The organism is Phreatobacter sp. (assembly GCF_052440005.1).
Taxonomy (GTDB): Bacteria; Pseudomonadota; Alphaproteobacteria; order Rhizobiales; family Phreatobacteraceae; genus Phreatobacter.
This window is the reverse complement of sequence record NZ_JBQVQL010000034.1, coordinates 28,371-43,302: the sequence shown is the minus strand read 5'-3', so window position 1 is coordinate 43,302 and position 14,932 is coordinate 28,371. Positions and strand designations below refer to the sequence as shown.

At 71.0% G+C, this 14,932-nt stretch carries 12 protein-coding genes; 4 read left to right on the top strand and 8 right to left on the bottom strand.

Annotated elements, in window-relative coordinates; all coding sequences use genetic code 11:
* Window positions 1–95: 95 nt before the first annotated feature.
* Window positions 96–914, top strand: coding sequence for a 2-keto-4-pentenoate hydratase (locus ACT6XY_RS10490; RefSeq protein ID WP_444748284.1), 819 nt, complete (start codon window positions 96–98; stop codon window positions 912–914).
* Window positions 915–1,124: 210 nt separating this feature from the next.
* On the opposite strand, the gene ACT6XY_RS10485 is transcribed toward ACT6XY_RS10490, so the two are convergent.
* The 7 genes from ACT6XY_RS10485 to ACT6XY_RS10455 form a co-directional block, all read right to left on the bottom strand.
* On the bottom strand, window positions 1,125–2,915 hold the full coding sequence (locus ACT6XY_RS10485; protein ID WP_444748283.1) for a glucan ABC transporter ATP-binding protein/ permease: 1,791 nt from the start codon (window positions 2,913–2,915) through the stop codon (window positions 1,125–1,127).
* 90 nt (window positions 2,916–3,005) lie between these two features.
* Window positions 3,006–4,199, bottom strand: coding sequence for a phosphopentomutase (locus ACT6XY_RS10480; RefSeq protein WP_444748282.1), 1,194 nt, complete (start codon window positions 4,197–4,199; stop codon window positions 3,006–3,008).
* Window positions 4,199–5,539, bottom strand: coding sequence for a thymidine phosphorylase (deoA, locus tag ACT6XY_RS10475; RefSeq protein ID WP_444748281.1), 1,341 nt, complete (start codon window positions 5,537–5,539; stop codon window positions 4,199–4,201). The genes ACT6XY_RS10480 and deoA overlap by 1 nt, the downstream gene beginning before the upstream one ends.
* Window positions 5,536–6,273: a deoxyribose-phosphate aldolase gene (gene deoC / locus ACT6XY_RS10470; RefSeq protein WP_444748280.1), complete on the bottom strand. Its 738-nt coding sequence runs from the start codon at window positions 6,271–6,273 to the stop codon at window positions 5,536–5,538. The genes deoA and deoC overlap by 4 nt, the downstream gene beginning before the upstream one ends.
* A complete protein-coding gene (locus ACT6XY_RS10465; protein WP_444748279.1) occupies window positions 6,266–7,066 on the bottom strand; it encodes a purine-nucleoside phosphorylase in 801 nt (266 codons plus the stop codon). Before ACT6XY_RS10465 ends, deoC begins: the two co-directional genes overlap by 8 nt.
* Entirely contained in the window at window positions 7,063–7,464 is a 402-nt protein-coding gene (gene cdd / locus ACT6XY_RS10460; RefSeq protein ID WP_444748278.1) for a cytidine deaminase, read from the bottom strand. Before cdd ends, ACT6XY_RS10465 begins: the two co-directional genes overlap by 4 nt.
* A gap of 101 nt (window positions 7,465–7,565) precedes the next feature.
* Complete coding sequence (locus tag ACT6XY_RS10455) at window positions 7,566–8,306, bottom strand: MBL fold metallo-hydrolase (protein WP_444748277.1); 741 nt, start codon at window positions 8,304–8,306, stop codon at window positions 7,566–7,568.
* A 269-nt stretch (window positions 8,307–8,575) separates the two neighbouring features.
* Between ACT6XY_RS10455 and ACT6XY_RS10450 the strand changes: the two genes are divergently transcribed.
* Together ACT6XY_RS10450 and ACT6XY_RS10445 are read left to right on the top strand one after the other, a co-directional pair.
* Window positions 8,576–10,921, top strand: a complete 2,346-nt coding sequence (locus ACT6XY_RS10450; RefSeq protein WP_444748276.1) for a penicillin acylase family protein — start codon at window positions 8,576–8,578, stop codon at window positions 10,919–10,921.
* A gap of 115 nt (window positions 10,922–11,036) precedes the next feature.
* Window positions 11,037–11,237 carry a hypothetical protein gene (locus ACT6XY_RS10445; RefSeq protein WP_444748275.1) on the top strand — a complete coding sequence of 67 codons (201 nt, stop codon included), beginning with the start codon at window positions 11,037–11,039 and terminating at the stop codon, window positions 11,235–11,237.
* Between the two features lie 4 nt (window positions 11,238–11,241).
* On the opposite strand, the gene ACT6XY_RS10440 is transcribed toward ACT6XY_RS10445, so the two are convergent.
* Window positions 11,242–11,706 carry an Lrp/AsnC ligand binding domain-containing protein gene (locus ACT6XY_RS10440; protein ID WP_444748274.1) on the bottom strand — a complete coding sequence of 155 codons (465 nt, stop codon included), beginning with the start codon at window positions 11,704–11,706 and terminating at the stop codon, window positions 11,242–11,244.
* Window positions 11,707–11,836: 130 nt separating this feature from the next.
* Here ACT6XY_RS10440 and putA point away from each other — a divergent pair, with 130 nt between their 5' ends.
* The gene (gene putA / locus ACT6XY_RS10435) at window positions 11,837–14,929 is read left to right on the top strand and encodes a bifunctional proline dehydrogenase/L-glutamate gamma-semialdehyde dehydrogenase PutA (protein ID WP_444748273.1); all 3,093 of its coding nucleotides are present in this window, start codon (window positions 11,837–11,839) and stop codon (window positions 14,927–14,929) included.
* Window positions 14,930–14,932 lie beyond the last annotated feature (3 nt).

The window sequence follows — 14,932 nt, the reverse complement described above, 5'->3', positions numbered from 1 at the left end:
CCGTCGCGCTGAGGCCCTGCGCTTCTTCCAGCCTTCTCAGAACCCCGGCCCACGCGCCGGGGTTTTGTTTGTCCGGCCCCGCCGAGGATCGCGCCATGTCACTCTGCTCCTCCCAGACCCGGATGTTCGCGGACGCGGTGCTCGCCGCCTATCGCGGCCGACGCCAGATGCCGCCGCTGACGCAGGCGGAGCCGACCTTCGCGGTGGCGGACGGGGAGAAGGTCGGCCACGAGGTGGCGCGGCGCCGGGTGGCGGCCGGCGAGAGGATCATCGGCCGCAAAATCGGCTTCACCAACCGCACGATCTGGGCCGAATACGGCGTGTTCTCGCCGATCTGGGGCCCGGTCTACGACAGCACGTTCCACGACGTGGACGGACCTGCGGAGGCGGCCATCGGCCATCTGGTCGAACCGCGGATCGAGCCGGAGATCGTGCTGGGGTTCAAGGCTCCGGTGACGGCGGACATGGACGAAAGGGCCATCCTCGGCGCCGTCGGCTGGGTCGCCCACGGCTTCGAGATCGTCCAGTCGCTCTATCCCGGCTGGGTGTTCCAGGGCGCCGACTGCCAGGCGGCCTTCGGCCTGCACGGCGCCCTGTTCTGCGGCCCGCGCACGGCGGTCGCGGGTGATGCGGAGAGCTGGATGGCGGCGCTGACGGGCTTCGCCATCACCCTGTTCCGCAACGGCGAGAGGGTGGACCGCGGCATCGCCGCCAACGTGCTCGACGGTCCGCTCTCGGCGGTGCGCCACCTCGCCGGGGTGCTGGCGGCCGATCCGCAGGCGACGCCGATCGCGGCGGGGGAGATCATTACGACAGGGACGGTGACGCGGGCCTTTCCCATCGCCCCCGGCGAGAGCTGGTCGACCGAGGTCGAGGGGCTGGACGTGAAGCCGATGAGCCTCAGCTTCGTCTAGGGCACGTCCCGAAAACGGCCACACCCACGACCCGGCGCAGATCCCGTCATCCCCGGCCGAGCGCAGCGAGGGGAAGAGGAGCCACGGGTTGCCGGGCACTTGCGACCTGCGTCGCCGCCTCGGGAGCCCTCGACCCCCTTCCCTCGGCCTTCGGCCTCGCCGGTGATGACGGACAGCGCCCTGGGCGCCCCCCTGGAGACGTTCAGTCGCTCAGCCCGTGACGACCGGCTTCGCCGCCGGGACATCCTCCGCCCCGGCCATGAACTGCGCCCTGGCGAGGTTGGCGAAGATTCCGCCCCGGGCGACGAGCTCCTCGAAGGTGCCGCTCTCCACCACACGGCCCTGGTCGAAGACGAGGATGCGCGAGGCGTGGCGGATGGTGGCGAGGCGGTGGGCGATGACGAAGGTCGTGCGGCCCTTCATCACCTCCTCCAGCGCCAGCTGCAGCTTCTGCTCCGTGGTGGCGTCGAGGGCGGAGGTCGCCTCGTCGAGGATGAGGATGGGAGGGTCCTTGAGGAGGGCGCGGGCGATGGAGAGGCGCTGCCTCTCGCCGCCCGAGAGCGAGCGGCCGCGCTCGGCCACCTCGGTGTCGAGGCCTTCCGGCTGGCGCTTGAGGAAGTCGAGCGCCTGCGCCCGCTCGCAGGCCTGCCAGATCTCCTCCTCCGTCGCCTCGGGGCGTCCGACCTGGAGGTTCTCCTTGATGGTGCGGGCGAACAGCATGGGCTCCTGGAAGACGACGCCGATATTGCGCCGGAGCGAGACCAGCGCGATGTCGCGGATGTCGTGGCCGTCGATGAGCACGCGTCCCGACTGCGGATCGAAGACCCGGTGCAGCAGCGACAGCGTCGTCGACTTGCCCGAGCCGGTGGAGCCGACGAGGGCGATGGTGTCGCCCGGCTTGGCGACGAAGGACAGGTCGAGGACGGCCGTGCGCTTGCCGTCATAGGAGAAGGAGACGTTCTCGAAGGCGACCGTGCCCTCCACCCGGCCGATGTCGATGGCGTTCGGCCTGTCGTGGACCTGCGGCGCGGTGTCGACCACGTCGAAGAAGTCCTTGATCTTCGGCCCCTCGAGGAAGACCGCGTTGATGAAGCCGACGAGGGCCTCGAGCTTGCCGATCAGCATGGTGGCGAAGCCCATGAAGGTCACGATCTCGCCGATGGTGGCGAGGCCGTTGATGTGCAGCCAGGTGCCGACGAGGAAGATCGAGAGGACCGTGAGCGTCGCCGAGGCGCGGGAGGCAACCGCGGCGATCGCCCACCAGGAGAGGACGGGGATCTGGGCCGCCAGCAGCGCGTCGACGGTGGCGCGCATGGCGCGCACCTCGGCCTCGATGCGGGTGAAGGACTGGATCACCGGCACGTTGCCGAGGGCATCTGTGGCGCGTTCGGCGAGGGCGTTGTGATATTCCTGCACCTTGCCCTGCAGCGTCTCCGTCTTGCGCAGCACCCAGCTGGTCAGGATGAAGAAGAAGAACACCATCACGACCAGCAGGCTGCCGAGGCGCCAGTTCACCCAAAGCGAGACCGGCACCAGGATCACCAGGGCGATGAGCGAGGCGCAGTGCTCGCGCAGGAAGGACAGCAGCAGCCACGCCATGGCGTTGGAGCCTTCCAGCATCTGCTTCAGCAGGCGGCCGGAATGGGCCCCGGAGTGGTAGCTCAGCGGCAGGTTCAGCACGTGCTCGAAGAAGTGCTGCATGAAGGCGAGGCGGCGCCGGTGCGACATGCGGTCGGCGTGAAGGGCGACGAGGACGCCGGCGGCGATGGTGAAGAGGCCGAAGGTGACCCAGGCCAGCACCAGCGGCAGGATCTCGGCCCAGGTCACGGTACGGCCGCGAGCCTGGGCGCCGGAGAGCGTGTCGATGATGCGCCCGAACAGGATGGGCTCGGCGAACATGATGCAGGCGAGCACGATGTTGCAGGCGAGCAGCGTCATGCCGAGCCGAGTCTCCGGGCCGAGCTGCCTGAGGACGCGCCAGTAGACGTGGAGGAGCGACATGCGACGGCCTTTTCGACGGCGGAGCACCGGGAGGCGCCTTGTGAAACACGGCCGTCAACGCGCGGCAAGGGGCGTTGTTGCGCCGGATGATCAGAACGCCCGGCCGGCCCCGGTCCAGGGGAGGGCGAGGTGGGCGGCGGCGGTCACCGCCATGTCGGCGAAGGTCTCGCGCCGGCCGAGGGGACCGGCGGGCAGGCCGGGGCCGAAAGCGAGGACCGGCACGTGCTCGCGGGTGTGGTCGGTGCCGGGATAAGTCGGATCGCAGCCGTGGTCGGCGGTGACGATGACGAGGTCCCCCGGCCGCAGCGCCGCCGTCAGCGAGGGCAGGAAGGCGTCGAAGGCCATCAGCGCGCGGCCGTAGCCCTCCGGGTCGCGCCGGTGGCCGTAGAGCGAGTCGAAGTCGATGAAATTGGCCATCAGCAGCCCACCGTCGGACAGCCGCGCCAGTCCTTCGAGGGTGCGCGCGCCAAGCGCCGCGTTGCCCGCGGCCTTCAGCACCTCGCCGGTGCCGACATGGGCGAAGATGTCGCCGATCTTGCCGACCGTGATCACCTCGCGCCCCGCCTGCGAGGCGACGTGGAGCAGGGTCGGCGCAGGCGGCGGCACGGCGTAGTCGCGGCGATTGGCGGTGCGGGCGAAGGTTTCAGGGTCGGTGCCGGTGAAGGGCCGCGCAATGACCCGGCCGATGCCGAGGGGGTCGCAGAGGCGGCGGGCGATGACGCACAGGGCGTAGAGCCGCTCGAGGCCGAAGGTCTCCTCGTGGGCGGCGATCTGCAGCACCGAATCGGCGGAGGTGTAGAGGATGGGCTTGCCCGTCGCCACGTGCTCGGTGCCGAGGCGAGCGATGATCTCGGTGCCGGAGGCGTGGCAGTTGCCGAGGATGCCGGGAAGGTCTCCGTCTCGGGTCAGGGCGTCCGTCAGGGCCGGCGGGAAACAGGGCACGGTCTCGGGGAAATAGCCCCAGTCGAACGGCACCGGCAGGCCGGCGATCTCCCAGTGGCCCGACGGTGTGTCCTTGCCCTTTGAGGTCTCGACCGCATAGCCCCAACGTCCCGCGACGGGCCCGTCGGCCGTCAGGCCCGGAGGCAGGCGGCCGGTGGAGGCCCGCGCCGCGGCCCCGAGGCCGAGGCGGTCGAGGTTCGGCAGCGCGAAGGGCTCATGGTGCGCGGCGAACCACTCCGCGACGTGTCCCAGCGTGTCGGCGCCGGCGTCGCCATAGTCCGCCGCATCCGCACTGGCGCCGATGCCGACGGAGTCGAGCACGAGGATCAGAGCGCGCTCCATCAGCCCACGATCCGGGCCTGGACGAGGGCGCCGACGGCAGCGCCGCCCTCGCCGATGGTGACCGCCCCGGCGATCATGGCCGCGGCCGCGGCCATGGCAGCCTCGTCGCGGCCGTGGACGAGTGCGAGCGGCTGGCCGGCGTCCAGCGTGTCGCCGAGGGCGACGAGGCCGGTGAGCCCCACGGCATGGTCGACCGGGTCGGCGGAGCGGGTGCGGCCGCCGCCCAGCGCCACGACGGCCATGCCGATGGCGCGGGTGTCGATCGCCAGCACCGTGCCGGCCGCGGCAGCGGCAACCGGGCGGACCAGCGGCGCGCGGGGCAGGTGCTTGTCCGGATGTTCCATGAGGTCATGGGGCCCGCCGAGGGCGGCGATCATGCGCTGGAAGGTCTCGGCGGCGCGGCCGTTGGCGAGGACGCGCTCGAGCTTGCCGAGGGCGGAATCGAGATCGGGCTCCAGCTTGCCGAGCACCAGCAGTTCGGCGGCGAGCGCCATGGTGACGCCGTGCAGCCGGGAGACGCCGTGGCCGCCCTCCAGGTGCTCGATGGCGATCCTCACTTCCAGCGCATTGCCGGCGGCGGGGGCGAGCGGCTGGTCCATGGGCGTGACCAGCGCCACCGTCGGCAGGCCGGCGCCGGTGGCGACGGCGGCGATGGAGTCGGCGAGCTCGCGGGAGGCGGCGAAGGCCGGCATGAAGGCGCCCGAGCCGGTCTTCACATCCATGACCAGTCCGTCGAGGCCGGCGGCGAGCTTCTTCGAGAGGATCGAGGCCGTGATGAGCGGGATCGACTCGACCGTCGCGGTGACGTCGCGGACGCCGTAGATCACCTTGTCGGCAGGGGCGAGATCGGCGGTCTGGCCGATGATGGCGCAGCCGACCTCGCGCACCGTGCGGCGGAAGCGATCGTGCGAGGGCGTGGCGTCGTAGCCGGGGATCGCCTCCAGCTTGTCGAGCGTGCCGCCGGTATGGCCGAGGCCGCGGCCGGAGATCATCGGCACGAAGCCGCCGGCGGCGGCGACCAGCGGTGCGAGCATCAGCGAGACGGTGTCGCCGACGCCCCCCGTCGAGTGCTTGTCGAGGACGGGGCCGGGGAGATCGAGGTCGCGCCACGAGAGGGTGCGCCCCGAGTCCGTCATGGCGCGGGTCAGCGCCACGCGCTCGTCCATGTCCATGCCGCGGAAGAAGACGGCCATGCAGAAGGCGGCAACCTGCGCCTCGGTGACGGCCCCGGCACCAATGCCGCCGACTAAAGCGGCGATGTCGGCCTCCGCCAGGGTCGCGCCGTCGCGCTTGGCGCGGATGATCTCCTGCGGGATGAGGGCGGTGCGGCTGTCACTCATGGCGCGGCCTTTCCTGCGGCGAGGAGCTGGTCAAGGAGGCCCGAGGCGCCGAACCGGAAGGTCGCAGGCGTCGCCCAGCCGATCCCCATGATCTCGTCGGCGAGGGTGAGGTAGGTGCGGGCATCCTCCAGCGTGCGGATGCCGCCGGAGGGCTTGATGCCGACCGCGCGACCAGAGGCGCGGATCTCCTCCAGCATGAGCCGCACGGCCTCCGGCGTCGCGGAGACGGCGGTCTTGCCGGTCGAGGTCTTGATGATGTCGGCGCCGGTGCCGATGGCGATGCGCGCGGCGGCGCGGATGAGCTCCGGCGTCTTCAACTCGCCCGTCTCCAGGATGGTCTTGAGGGTGCGGCCCTGCGGCACAACGGCCCTCACGGCGCCGAGCAGGGCGCCGACCACCTCGTGCCGGCCGGCCATGAGCGCGCGCCAGGGCAGGACCACGTCGATCTCGTCGGCGCCGTCGAGAAGGGCCCAGCGCGCCTCGTCGGCGACGCGCATCACGTCGTCATCTCCGGCGGGAAAGTTGACGACGGTGGAGATCCGCACCGGCGTGCCTTTCATGAGGCGGCGTGCCTGCGGCACGAAGCCCGCCCAGAGGCAGACGGCGGCCACGGGGCCGAGCGGCGTCACGGCGCGGGCGCAGAGCCGCTCGACGCCGGCCTCGTCGAGCCCGTTCGAGAGGTCGGTGAGGTCGAGCAGCGCGACGGCGCGGCGGGCGAGGGACTCGTCACTCATCGATGCATTCCGTCAGGAAGCCGCGGATCACCGCCTCCATGGCGGCGGCACCGGCGTTGGCCACGGCCTTGGTCTCGGCATGGGATGGCGCGTGCGGGGCAAGGCCCGCGGCGAGGTTCGTGATCATGGAGAGCCCCGCCACGGCGAGGCCGGCATGACGGGCGAGGATGACCTCCGGGACCGTCGACATCCCCACCGCGTCCGCACCGAGGGTGCGCAGGGCGCGGATCTCGGCGGGGGTCTCGAAGCTCGGGCCGGTCACCCAGGCATAGACGCCCTCGAAGAGCGCCACGCGCCGCCGCGCCGCGCCGCCGGCAATCGCCCGGCGCAGGGCCGGGTCATAGGCGCCGTTCATCGGCACGAACCGGTCGTCGCCCTTGATGCCGATGAGCGGGTTGGGGCCGAACAGGGCGATGTGGTCCTCGATCGCCATGATGGATCCCGGCGGCATGTCAGGCTTCAGGGAGCCCGCCGCGTTGGTGAGGAGCAGGCGGGGGATCCCGAGGGCTCCGAGCGTGTCGATGACCGGCTTCATGACGCGGGAATCGCCGCTCTCGTAGGTGTGGGCGCGGCCCTGGAGAACGGCGATCCGCCGGCCCTCCAGCATGCCGACGACCAGCGTGCCGGCATGGCCGGAGACGCCGACGGGGGGAAATCCCGGGAGGTCGCCATAGGAGAGCGTCACCGCCTCCTCCACCGCCTCCGCCAGGGGACCGAGGCCGGTGCCGAGGACGATGGCGCAGGCGATGGGCGCCTCGCCCACGGCCGCGCGGATGATGGGGGCGGCGGTCATGACAGGTTGTCCGGGCCGAAGGCGTGGGGGAGCAGTTCGGCGAGGGTGAAGCGGGCCCGCACACCCTCGGGCCCGGCCACGTGGATCGCCATGGTGGCCGCCCCGAATTCGCGCAGCCGCTGGCGGCAGGCGCCGCAGGGCGTGCAGAGCTCCGGGCCCTCGGCGAAGACCAGGATCTCGGCGACGGCGCGGTCGCCGGCGAGCAGCATGGCGGCGAGGGCGCCGGCCTCGGCGCAGGTGCCGACGGGATAGGCGGCGTTCTCGACGTTGCAGCCGGCATGGATGCGGCCCGACGCGCCACGGATCGCGGCGCCGACACGAAAACGCGAATAGGGGGCATAGGCTTGGCCCTGCGCCTTGCGGGCCGCGTCGAAGAGCTCGTCCAGTGGCTGCGTCATTGCCTCTCCGTCCCGCCTCCGGACGCGAGGGTGGCCCGCGCCCTTCGGCGGATATAGGGCAAGGCGGCCGGCCCCTGAACAGAAAAGCGCGCTGCGGCGGCTCAGGGCTCGATGACGAGGCCATCCTCGGCGCAGGCGACCGTCGCCTTGTCGCGGTTGGCGAGCATCTGCGGCCCCATATGGGTGAGGATGACGCGCTTCGCCCGAAGGTCTGCGAGCCGGCCGGAGAGGGTCTTCCAGTCCATGTGGTTCTTCAGCGGGATGTCGAAGGTGTAGCACTCGACGAGGAGAACGTCGGCGCCGTCGGCCAGCGGCACCAGGTCCTCGGTCCAGGTGGTGTCGCCGGAATAGGCGAAGACCTTGCCGTCGCGGGCGATGCGGTAGCCCTGGCAGGGGCCGGCGCGCTGATCGTGCACCATGGGAAAGGCCGTGACCCCATTGCCCGCGACCGTTGCCGGCTGGTCGGGCGTCACCTCGAGCCAGGTGATCGCGAAGGGATAGGCGTTGGACGAGGAGCCGGGGAAGGCCGCCTCCATCACCGCCCTGACCCATTCCTGCACGCGCTTCGGACCCGCGATGGTGAGCGGCGCCTTGCGGCGCGCGTTGAACAGCGCGTCGAGCATGAAGAAGGGCAGGCCGCCGATATGGTCGGCATGGAAATGCGTCAGCAGGATCGCCGAGATGCTGTTGGGATCGATGCCGGCGCGCTGCATGGCGAGCAGCGACGTCGCGCCGCAATCGACCAGCATCACCGTTCCGTCGTCGCCCGCCAGGTGAAGGCAGGTCGAGTAGCGTCCGCCGGAGCCGAAGGCGTCGCCGGAGCCGAGAACGGTGATCTTCATGGCACACCCACGGAGGATGACGGGAGGCACGCGCGTCGTGAGGGGCACCGGCCCGGGGCGCCGCGCCCTTGCGGGCATATGAGCACGGGTCGCCCCTGCTTAGAAGCGCCGGTAGCAGGGGATGCCGGCATCAACCTTTCCAAATGCTTCCGGACTGTATCGCCTGTCGATAGGTCCGCATCGTTGCAGGCCTCGTTCGCGTCGGGAAAGGATGACAGGTGCCCAGCCGGTGTGCAGACTCCGGGTCCACGCAGCCACCTGAAACGGCCATGACCCAGACAGAAACGCTCACGATCCCCGGCCTTTCGGCGCCCGGTTCCATCGGCATCGACGCCAGCGGCATCCCCCACATCCGGGCGGAGAACGAGGCCGATCTGTTCTTCCTGCAGGGGTTCTACGCGGCGCGGGAGCGGCTGTTCCAGATCGACCTGTTCCGCAAGCGCGGCCTCGGCCTCCTCTCCGCCGATTTCGGCCCCGGCTACATCGAGCAGGACCGCGCCTCCCGGCTGTTCCTCTACCGCGGTGACAGCGAGGCGGAATTCGCCGCCTACGGGCCGGAGGCCAAGGCGACCTTCACCGCCTTCGCCAGGGGCATCAACGCCTTCATCGCCATGACGGAGGCCGACCCGTCCCTGCTGCCCTTCGAGTTCGGCCTGCTCGGCACCAAGCCGGCCCGCTGGGCGCCGGAGGACGTCTCGCGCATCCGCACCCATTCGCTGTCGCGCAACGCGCTGTCCGAGATCCTGCGCTGCCAGGTCCATGCGAAGGCCGATCACCGCACCGACCTCCTGCGCCGCTGGCTGGAGCCGCAGGTGACCCCGGTCGTGCCTGAGGGACTCGACCCGGCGACGGTGCCGCTGGCGGTGCTGGACGTCGTGAAGCTCGCCACCGCCAACGCGACCTTCTCCAGGGAGCGCCTCGCCGCGACCCTCGAGGATGCGCCGAAGTGGCGCGCGACGACGGACCTGCTCGAGGTGGTCCTCGACGCCCAGTACACCGGCTCGAACAACTGGGCGGTGCATGGCTCGAAGACCGAGACGGGCCTGCCGATCCTCGCCTCCGATCCGCACCGCATCCACGGCATGCCGTCGCTGCGGACGATCTTCCACCTGACCTGCCCGACCCTCGACGTGGTGGGGGCCGGCGAGCCCTCGGTGCCGGGCGTGATGATCGGCCACAACGGGACGATCGCCTGGGGCCTGACCATCTTCTACATCGATCAGGAGGACCTCTACGTCTACGAGACCAATCCGGAGGACCGCGACCTCTACCGCTACGGTGACGCCTGGGAGCGCGTGCGCACGGTCGAGGAGCGCATCAAGGTCAAGGGCTGCGACGACCAGATCCTGACGCTGAAGTTCACCCGCCATGGGCCGGTGGTGCACGAGGACGCGGCGGCCGGCCGGCTCTATGCGGTGCGCGCCGCCTATTTCGAGCCGGGCACGGCGCCCTATCTCGTCGCCCACAAGCTGATGCGGACGAAGAGCCTCGCCGAGTTCCGCGCGGCGGCGGTGACCTGGGGGACCCCCTCCTGCAACCTCGTCTTTGCCGACAAGGCGGGCGACATCGCCTGGATGCCGGCGGGCATCAATCCGATCCGCCCCAACTGGGACGGTCTGCTGCCGGTGCCGGGCGACGGCCGCTACGAATGGGCGGGCTGGCGCGACCGGTCGCAGGCGCCGCTGGTGCACAACCCCGATCGCGGCTTCGTCTTCTCCGCCAACGAGATGAACGTGCCTGAGGGCTGGGACCACAAGGCCTATCCCTTCGGCTTCGAATGGGTGGACTATTCGCGTGCCAACCGCATCGAGGAGGTGCTGGCTTCGGTCTCGCCGCATACGCTTTCGACTTCCAGGGCGCTGCAGACCGACGTCGTCTCCATCCCGGCACGCCGTCTGGGCAAGCTCCTCGCAGGCCTGACGGCGCCGGACGCCGAGACGGCCGCTGCCATCGCCCTGCTGACCGGTTGGGACCATGCGCTGACCAGCACGTCTGCGGCCGGCGCGCTGTTCGAGGTCTGGTGGTCTCGCCACCTTAAGAAGGCGCTGTGGAATGCCGTGGTCACGCCCGAACTCCATGCGCTGATGGTGCCCGGCGACGTGGACGGCACGCTCGCCCTGCTCGAAAATCCCGATGACCGGTTCGGCGGCGATCCCGCGCGGGCGCGCGATGCGCTCCTCGTCTCCTCGCTCGCGGCCGCGCATGCGGAGGTCCGGCAACTCCTCGGTCCGGATCCGGCCAACTGGGCCTGGGGCAAGCTGCACCACGGCTATTTCGAACACCCGCTGTCGTTCATGCTGCCGGAGGACAAGGCCAGGGCCTGGGCGATCGGGCCGGTGCCTCATGCCGGCTCGTCGGTGACCCCGATGCACACCGGCTATCGCGGCACGGATTTCCGCACGATGATGGGGTCGTCCTTCCGCCTCGTCGTCGACCTCGCCGATCTCGACCGCTCGGTGACGATCAACACGCCGGGCCAGTCGGGCGACCCGACCTCGCCGCACTACCGCGATCTCTTCGCCCGCTGGGCCGCCGGCGATTACGTGCCGCTGCCCTATACGGCGGCGGCGGTGGAGGCGGCTCTCGAGAGCAAGCTCGTCTGCCAGCCGGGCTGAACCGATTCAGGTGCTCTATTTCGGCCGGGTAACAATCGACACCGCCTGTGTCGCCCGGCTGAAACCGTGCCGGCCTAGCGTCCGTCCGTCTCGACACGAGGGGATGACCTGGCCCATGCCGAACCGCGACGCCATCGCCAGCCTCAACCAGGCCCTGGCCGCGATCGACGTGATGATCCGCAGTGGCAAGGGCCAGGGCGGCCGTCTCGTCGACATGGCCCGTGAGGCGCGGCAGGCAGCGTCCGCCATCAGCGGCTCGCCGCGTCCGCGCTCGCAGGCCGTTCCGCGGGGCGAGGGCATTCCCGAGAAGGTCTGAGGGCTCAGACGGGCAGGCTGGCGGTCGCCTTGACCTCCTCCATCACCGCATAGGTCCGCGTCTCGCGCACGCCGGGCAGGGACAGAAGCACCTCGCCGAGGAAGATGCGGTAGGCCGCCATGTCGGCCACCCGCGTCTTGACGAGATAGTCGAAGCCGCCGGCAACGAGATGGCACTCCAGAACGTCGGGCGCGCGCGCCACGGCACCGGCAAAACGGTCGAAGACGTCGGGCGTCGTCTTGTCCAGCGTCACCTCGACGAAGACGAGGAAACCGCGGCCGAGCTTCTGCGGGTCGAGCCTGGCGCCGTAGCCGGCGATGATCCCGTCCCGGGTCAGGCGCTTCACCCGCTCGCTCGTGGCGGTCGGCGACAGGCCTACCCGCTCGGCGAGTTCCACATTGGGAATGCGTCCGTCCTCCTGCAGGAGACGGAGGAGCTTGCGGTCGAGAGCATCGAGGGACGTCGTCATCGGACGAATCACTAGCAGAGGCGTCATTGGCAGGGAATAGCCCTGCCAATGGAGCAAAACGTCGTCTCGAAACACGGTTGATCTGCGGATAGCGTGTCGATATCGCCATCGCGCCCGATCGAGGTCCCCCGTGTCGTCCCTTCCCCGTTTCGACGCTCCCTATGCCGAGGCCGACGAGGCCGTCGCCCGCCGCCTGCTCGCGACCGCAAGCCTGCCGCCGGAGGCGGAGGCGCGGATCGACGCGCGCGCCCGCGAGCTGATCGCCGCCATCCGGGCGAAGTCCGGCGGGCTCGGCGGCATCGAGGATTTCCTGCGCGAATATTCGCTGACCACCAAGGAGGGCCTCGCCCTGATGGTGCTGGCCGAGGCGCTGCTGCGCGTGCCGGATTCGCGCACCGCCGACGCCCTCATCGAAGACAAGCTCTCGGGCACCGACTGGGCCCACCGGGCGACGAAGTCGGAAGCCTGGCTCGTCTCGGCCTCGGCCTGGGCTCTCGGCGTCACCGCCCGCGTCATCCATCCCGGCGAGAGCCCCGAGGGGATCCTGGAGACGCTCGGCAAGCGGCTGGGGCTGCCGACGGTGCGCGCCGCCACGCGTCAGGCCATGCGCCTGCTCGGCTCGCACTTCGTCCTCGGCCAGACCATCGGCGAGGCGCTGGGCCGGGCGGGCTCGGCCCGCCGCTTCCGCTATTCCTACGACATGCTCGGCGAGGGCGCGCGCACCGCGGCCGATGCCGAGCGCTACCTCGCCTCCTATCACGATGCCATCGCGGCCATCGGCAAGGCGGCCGGCAACGCGCCGCTGCCGAACCGGCCGGGCATCTCGGTCAAGCTCTCGGCGCTGCATCCGCGCTACGAGGCGGTGAGCGCCCAGCGTGTCATAGCGGAGCTGGTGCCGAAGCTCCTGACGCTTGCCCAGGCGGCCAAGGCGCACGACCTCAACTTCACGGTGGACGCGGAGGAGGCGGACCGGCTGGAACTGTCGCTCGACGTCATAGCCGCCGTCCTCGCCGATCCCTCCCTCGCCGGCTGGGACGGCTTCGGCCTCGCCGTGCAGGCCTACCAGAAGCGGGCGCTCGCCGTGATCGACTGGCTGGAGGCCCTCGCGGTGCGGCTCGACCGCAAGCTGATGGTGCGGCTGGTCAAGGGCGCCTACTGGGACACGGAGGTGAAGCGGGCGCAGGAGCGCGGCCTTCCCGACTTCCCGGTCTTCACCCGCAAGCCGATGACCGACCTCAACTACATGGCCTGCGCCCGGCGCCTGCTCGCGGCGCGGCCGCGCATCTATCCGCAGTTCGCCACCCACAATGCACTCACCATCGCGACCATCCTCGAGGAGGCGGGCGGGGCCGAGGGGTATGAGTTCCAGCGCCTGCACGGCATGGGCGAGGCGCTCTACGACTCCCTGCTGGCGAAGCTTCCCGAGGCGGCCTGCCGCACCTATGCGCCGGTGGGCGGTCACCGCGACCTTCTCGCCTATCTGGTCCGGCGGCTTCTGGAGAACGGCGCCAATTCCTCCTTCGTCTCGGCCTCGGCCGATCCCGCCGTGCCGGTCGAGAGCCTGCTGACGCGGCCGCAGAGCTGGATCGGCAACGCCACGGACGCGCGGCCGCGCAAGCTGCCGCTTCCGAAGGACCTCTATGCGCCGGGGCGGGTCAATTCGGCCGGCGTCGAGTTCGGCGACGCCAAGGCGCTCGCCGGCTTTCTCGCCGAGGTCGGCAAGGGCCCGGCGGGCTTTCCCGCCAGCGCCCGGCCGCTCGTGGGGGCGAAGGCGGTGCGCGGTGCCATCCGCTCCGTGACGAGCCCGGTGGACGGCACCGTCGTGGGGGCGGTTGAGGAAGCAGACGATGCGGTGGTCAAGGCCGCCTTCGACCGCGCCGCGGCCGGCTTCAGGGACTGGAGCCAAACGCCGGTGAGCGCCCGCGCCGAAGCGCTGGAGAGGCTCGCCGATGCGCTGGAGGCGGAGCGCGGCATGTTCTGCGCGCTGCTGGCGCGCGAGGCGGGCAAGACGCTCGACGACGGCGTCGCCGAAGTGCGCGAGGCCATCGACTTCTGCCGCTACTACGCCCAGGAGGCGCGCCGCCACTTCGGCGAGGGCCTCGTCATGCCCGGCCCCACCGGCGAGGAGAACCGGCTGAGGCTGCGCGGCCGCGGCACCATCGTCTGCATCAGCCCGTGGAACTTCCCGCTCGCCATCTTCCTCGGTCAGGTGGCTGCGGCGCTCGCCGCCGGCAACGCCGTCATCGCCAAGCCCGCCGAGCAGACGCCGCTGGTGGCGGCCGCGGCGGTGGCCCTCGCCCACAAGGCCGGCATTCCCGGCGACGCCCTGGCCCTGGTGCCGGGCGATGGACGCGTCGGCGCCATGCTGGTGGCCGAGCCGCGGGTCGCCGGCGTCGCCTTCACCGGTTCGACCGAGGTGGCGTGGAAAATCAACCAGCAGCTGGCGGCGCGGCGCGGGCCCATCGTGCCGCTCATCGCCGAGACCGGCGGCATCAACGCCATGATCGTCGACGCCACGGCCCTGCCCGAGCAGGTGAGCGACGACGTGGTCATGTCGGCCTTCCGCTCGGCCGGCCAGCGCTGCTCGGCGCTGCGGCTCCTCTGCCTGCAGGAAGACGTGGCTGAGCGCATGCTGGAGATGATCCGGGGCGCGGCCGCGGAGCTCAAGATCGGCGATCCCGCCGATCCCGCGACCCATGTCGGCCCGGTCATCGACGAGGAGGCGAAGGCGCGGCTCGAGGCGGTGGTCGAGAGGGCGCGGGCCGAGGGGCGCCTCGTGTGGCAGGCGACCCTTCCCGCGGGTGCGCCGGCCGGGCTCTTCGTCGCCCCGGCGATCATCCGCGTGGCCAAGGCGCAGGACCTTACCGAGGAGGTCTTCGGTCCGGTCCTGCACGTCACCACCTGGAAGGCGGGCCGGCTCGCCGAGCTCACGGAGGCCATCGCCGGCAACGGCACGGGCCTCACCCTCGGCATCCATTCGCGCATCGACCAGGTGGTGGAGGAGGTCGTGGCGCGGCTCTCCCACGGCAACGTCTACGTCAACCGCAACATGATCGGCGCCGTCGTGGGCACACAGCCCTTCGGCGGCTCGGCGCTGTCGGGGACGGGTCCGAAGGCCGGCGGCCCGCACTACCTGCCGCGCTTCGCGCTGGAGCAGGTGGTGACGGTGAATACGGCGGCGGCGGGTGGCAATGCCAGCCTGCTTGCCGGCGGCGAGGGGTGAGGC

Coding starts and splice junctions, on each gene's coding strand:
- ACT6XY_RS10490 (WP_444748284.1), top strand. CDS start 96: ATGTCACTCTGCTCCTCCCAGACCCGGATGTTCGCGGACGCGGTGCTC.
- ACT6XY_RS10480 (WP_444748282.1), bottom strand. CDS start 4,199: ATGGAGCGCGCTCTGATCCTCGTGCTCGACTCCGTCGGCATCGGCGCC.
- deoC (WP_444748280.1), bottom strand. CDS start 6,273: ATGAGTGACGAGTCCCTCGCCCGCCGCGCCGTCGCGCTGCTCGACCTC.
- cdd (WP_444748278.1), bottom strand. CDS start 7,464: ATGACGCAGCCACTGGACGAGCTCTTCGACGCGGCCCGCAAGGCGCAG.
- ACT6XY_RS10465 (WP_444748279.1), bottom strand. CDS start 7,066: ATGACCGCCGCCCCCATCATCCGCGCGGCCGTGGGCGAGGCGCCCATC.
- ACT6XY_RS10445 (WP_444748275.1), top strand. CDS start 11,037: ATGCCGAACCGCGACGCCATCGCCAGCCTCAACCAGGCCCTGGCCGCG.
- ACT6XY_RS10440 (WP_444748274.1), bottom strand. CDS start 11,706: ATGACGACGTCCCTCGATGCTCTCGACCGCAAGCTCCTCCGTCTCCTG.
- deoA (WP_444748281.1), bottom strand. CDS start 5,539: ATGAGTGACAGCCGCACCGCCCTCATCCCGCAGGAGATCATCCGCGCC.
- ACT6XY_RS10485 (WP_444748283.1), bottom strand. CDS start 2,915: ATGTCGCTCCTCCACGTCTACTGGCGCGTCCTCAGGCAGCTCGGCCCG.
- ACT6XY_RS10450 (WP_444748276.1), top strand. CDS start 8,576: ATGACCCAGACAGAAACGCTCACGATCCCCGGCCTTTCGGCGCCCGGT.
- ACT6XY_RS10455 (WP_444748277.1), bottom strand. CDS start 8,306: ATGAAGATCACCGTTCTCGGCTCCGGCGACGCCTTCGGCTCCGGCGGA.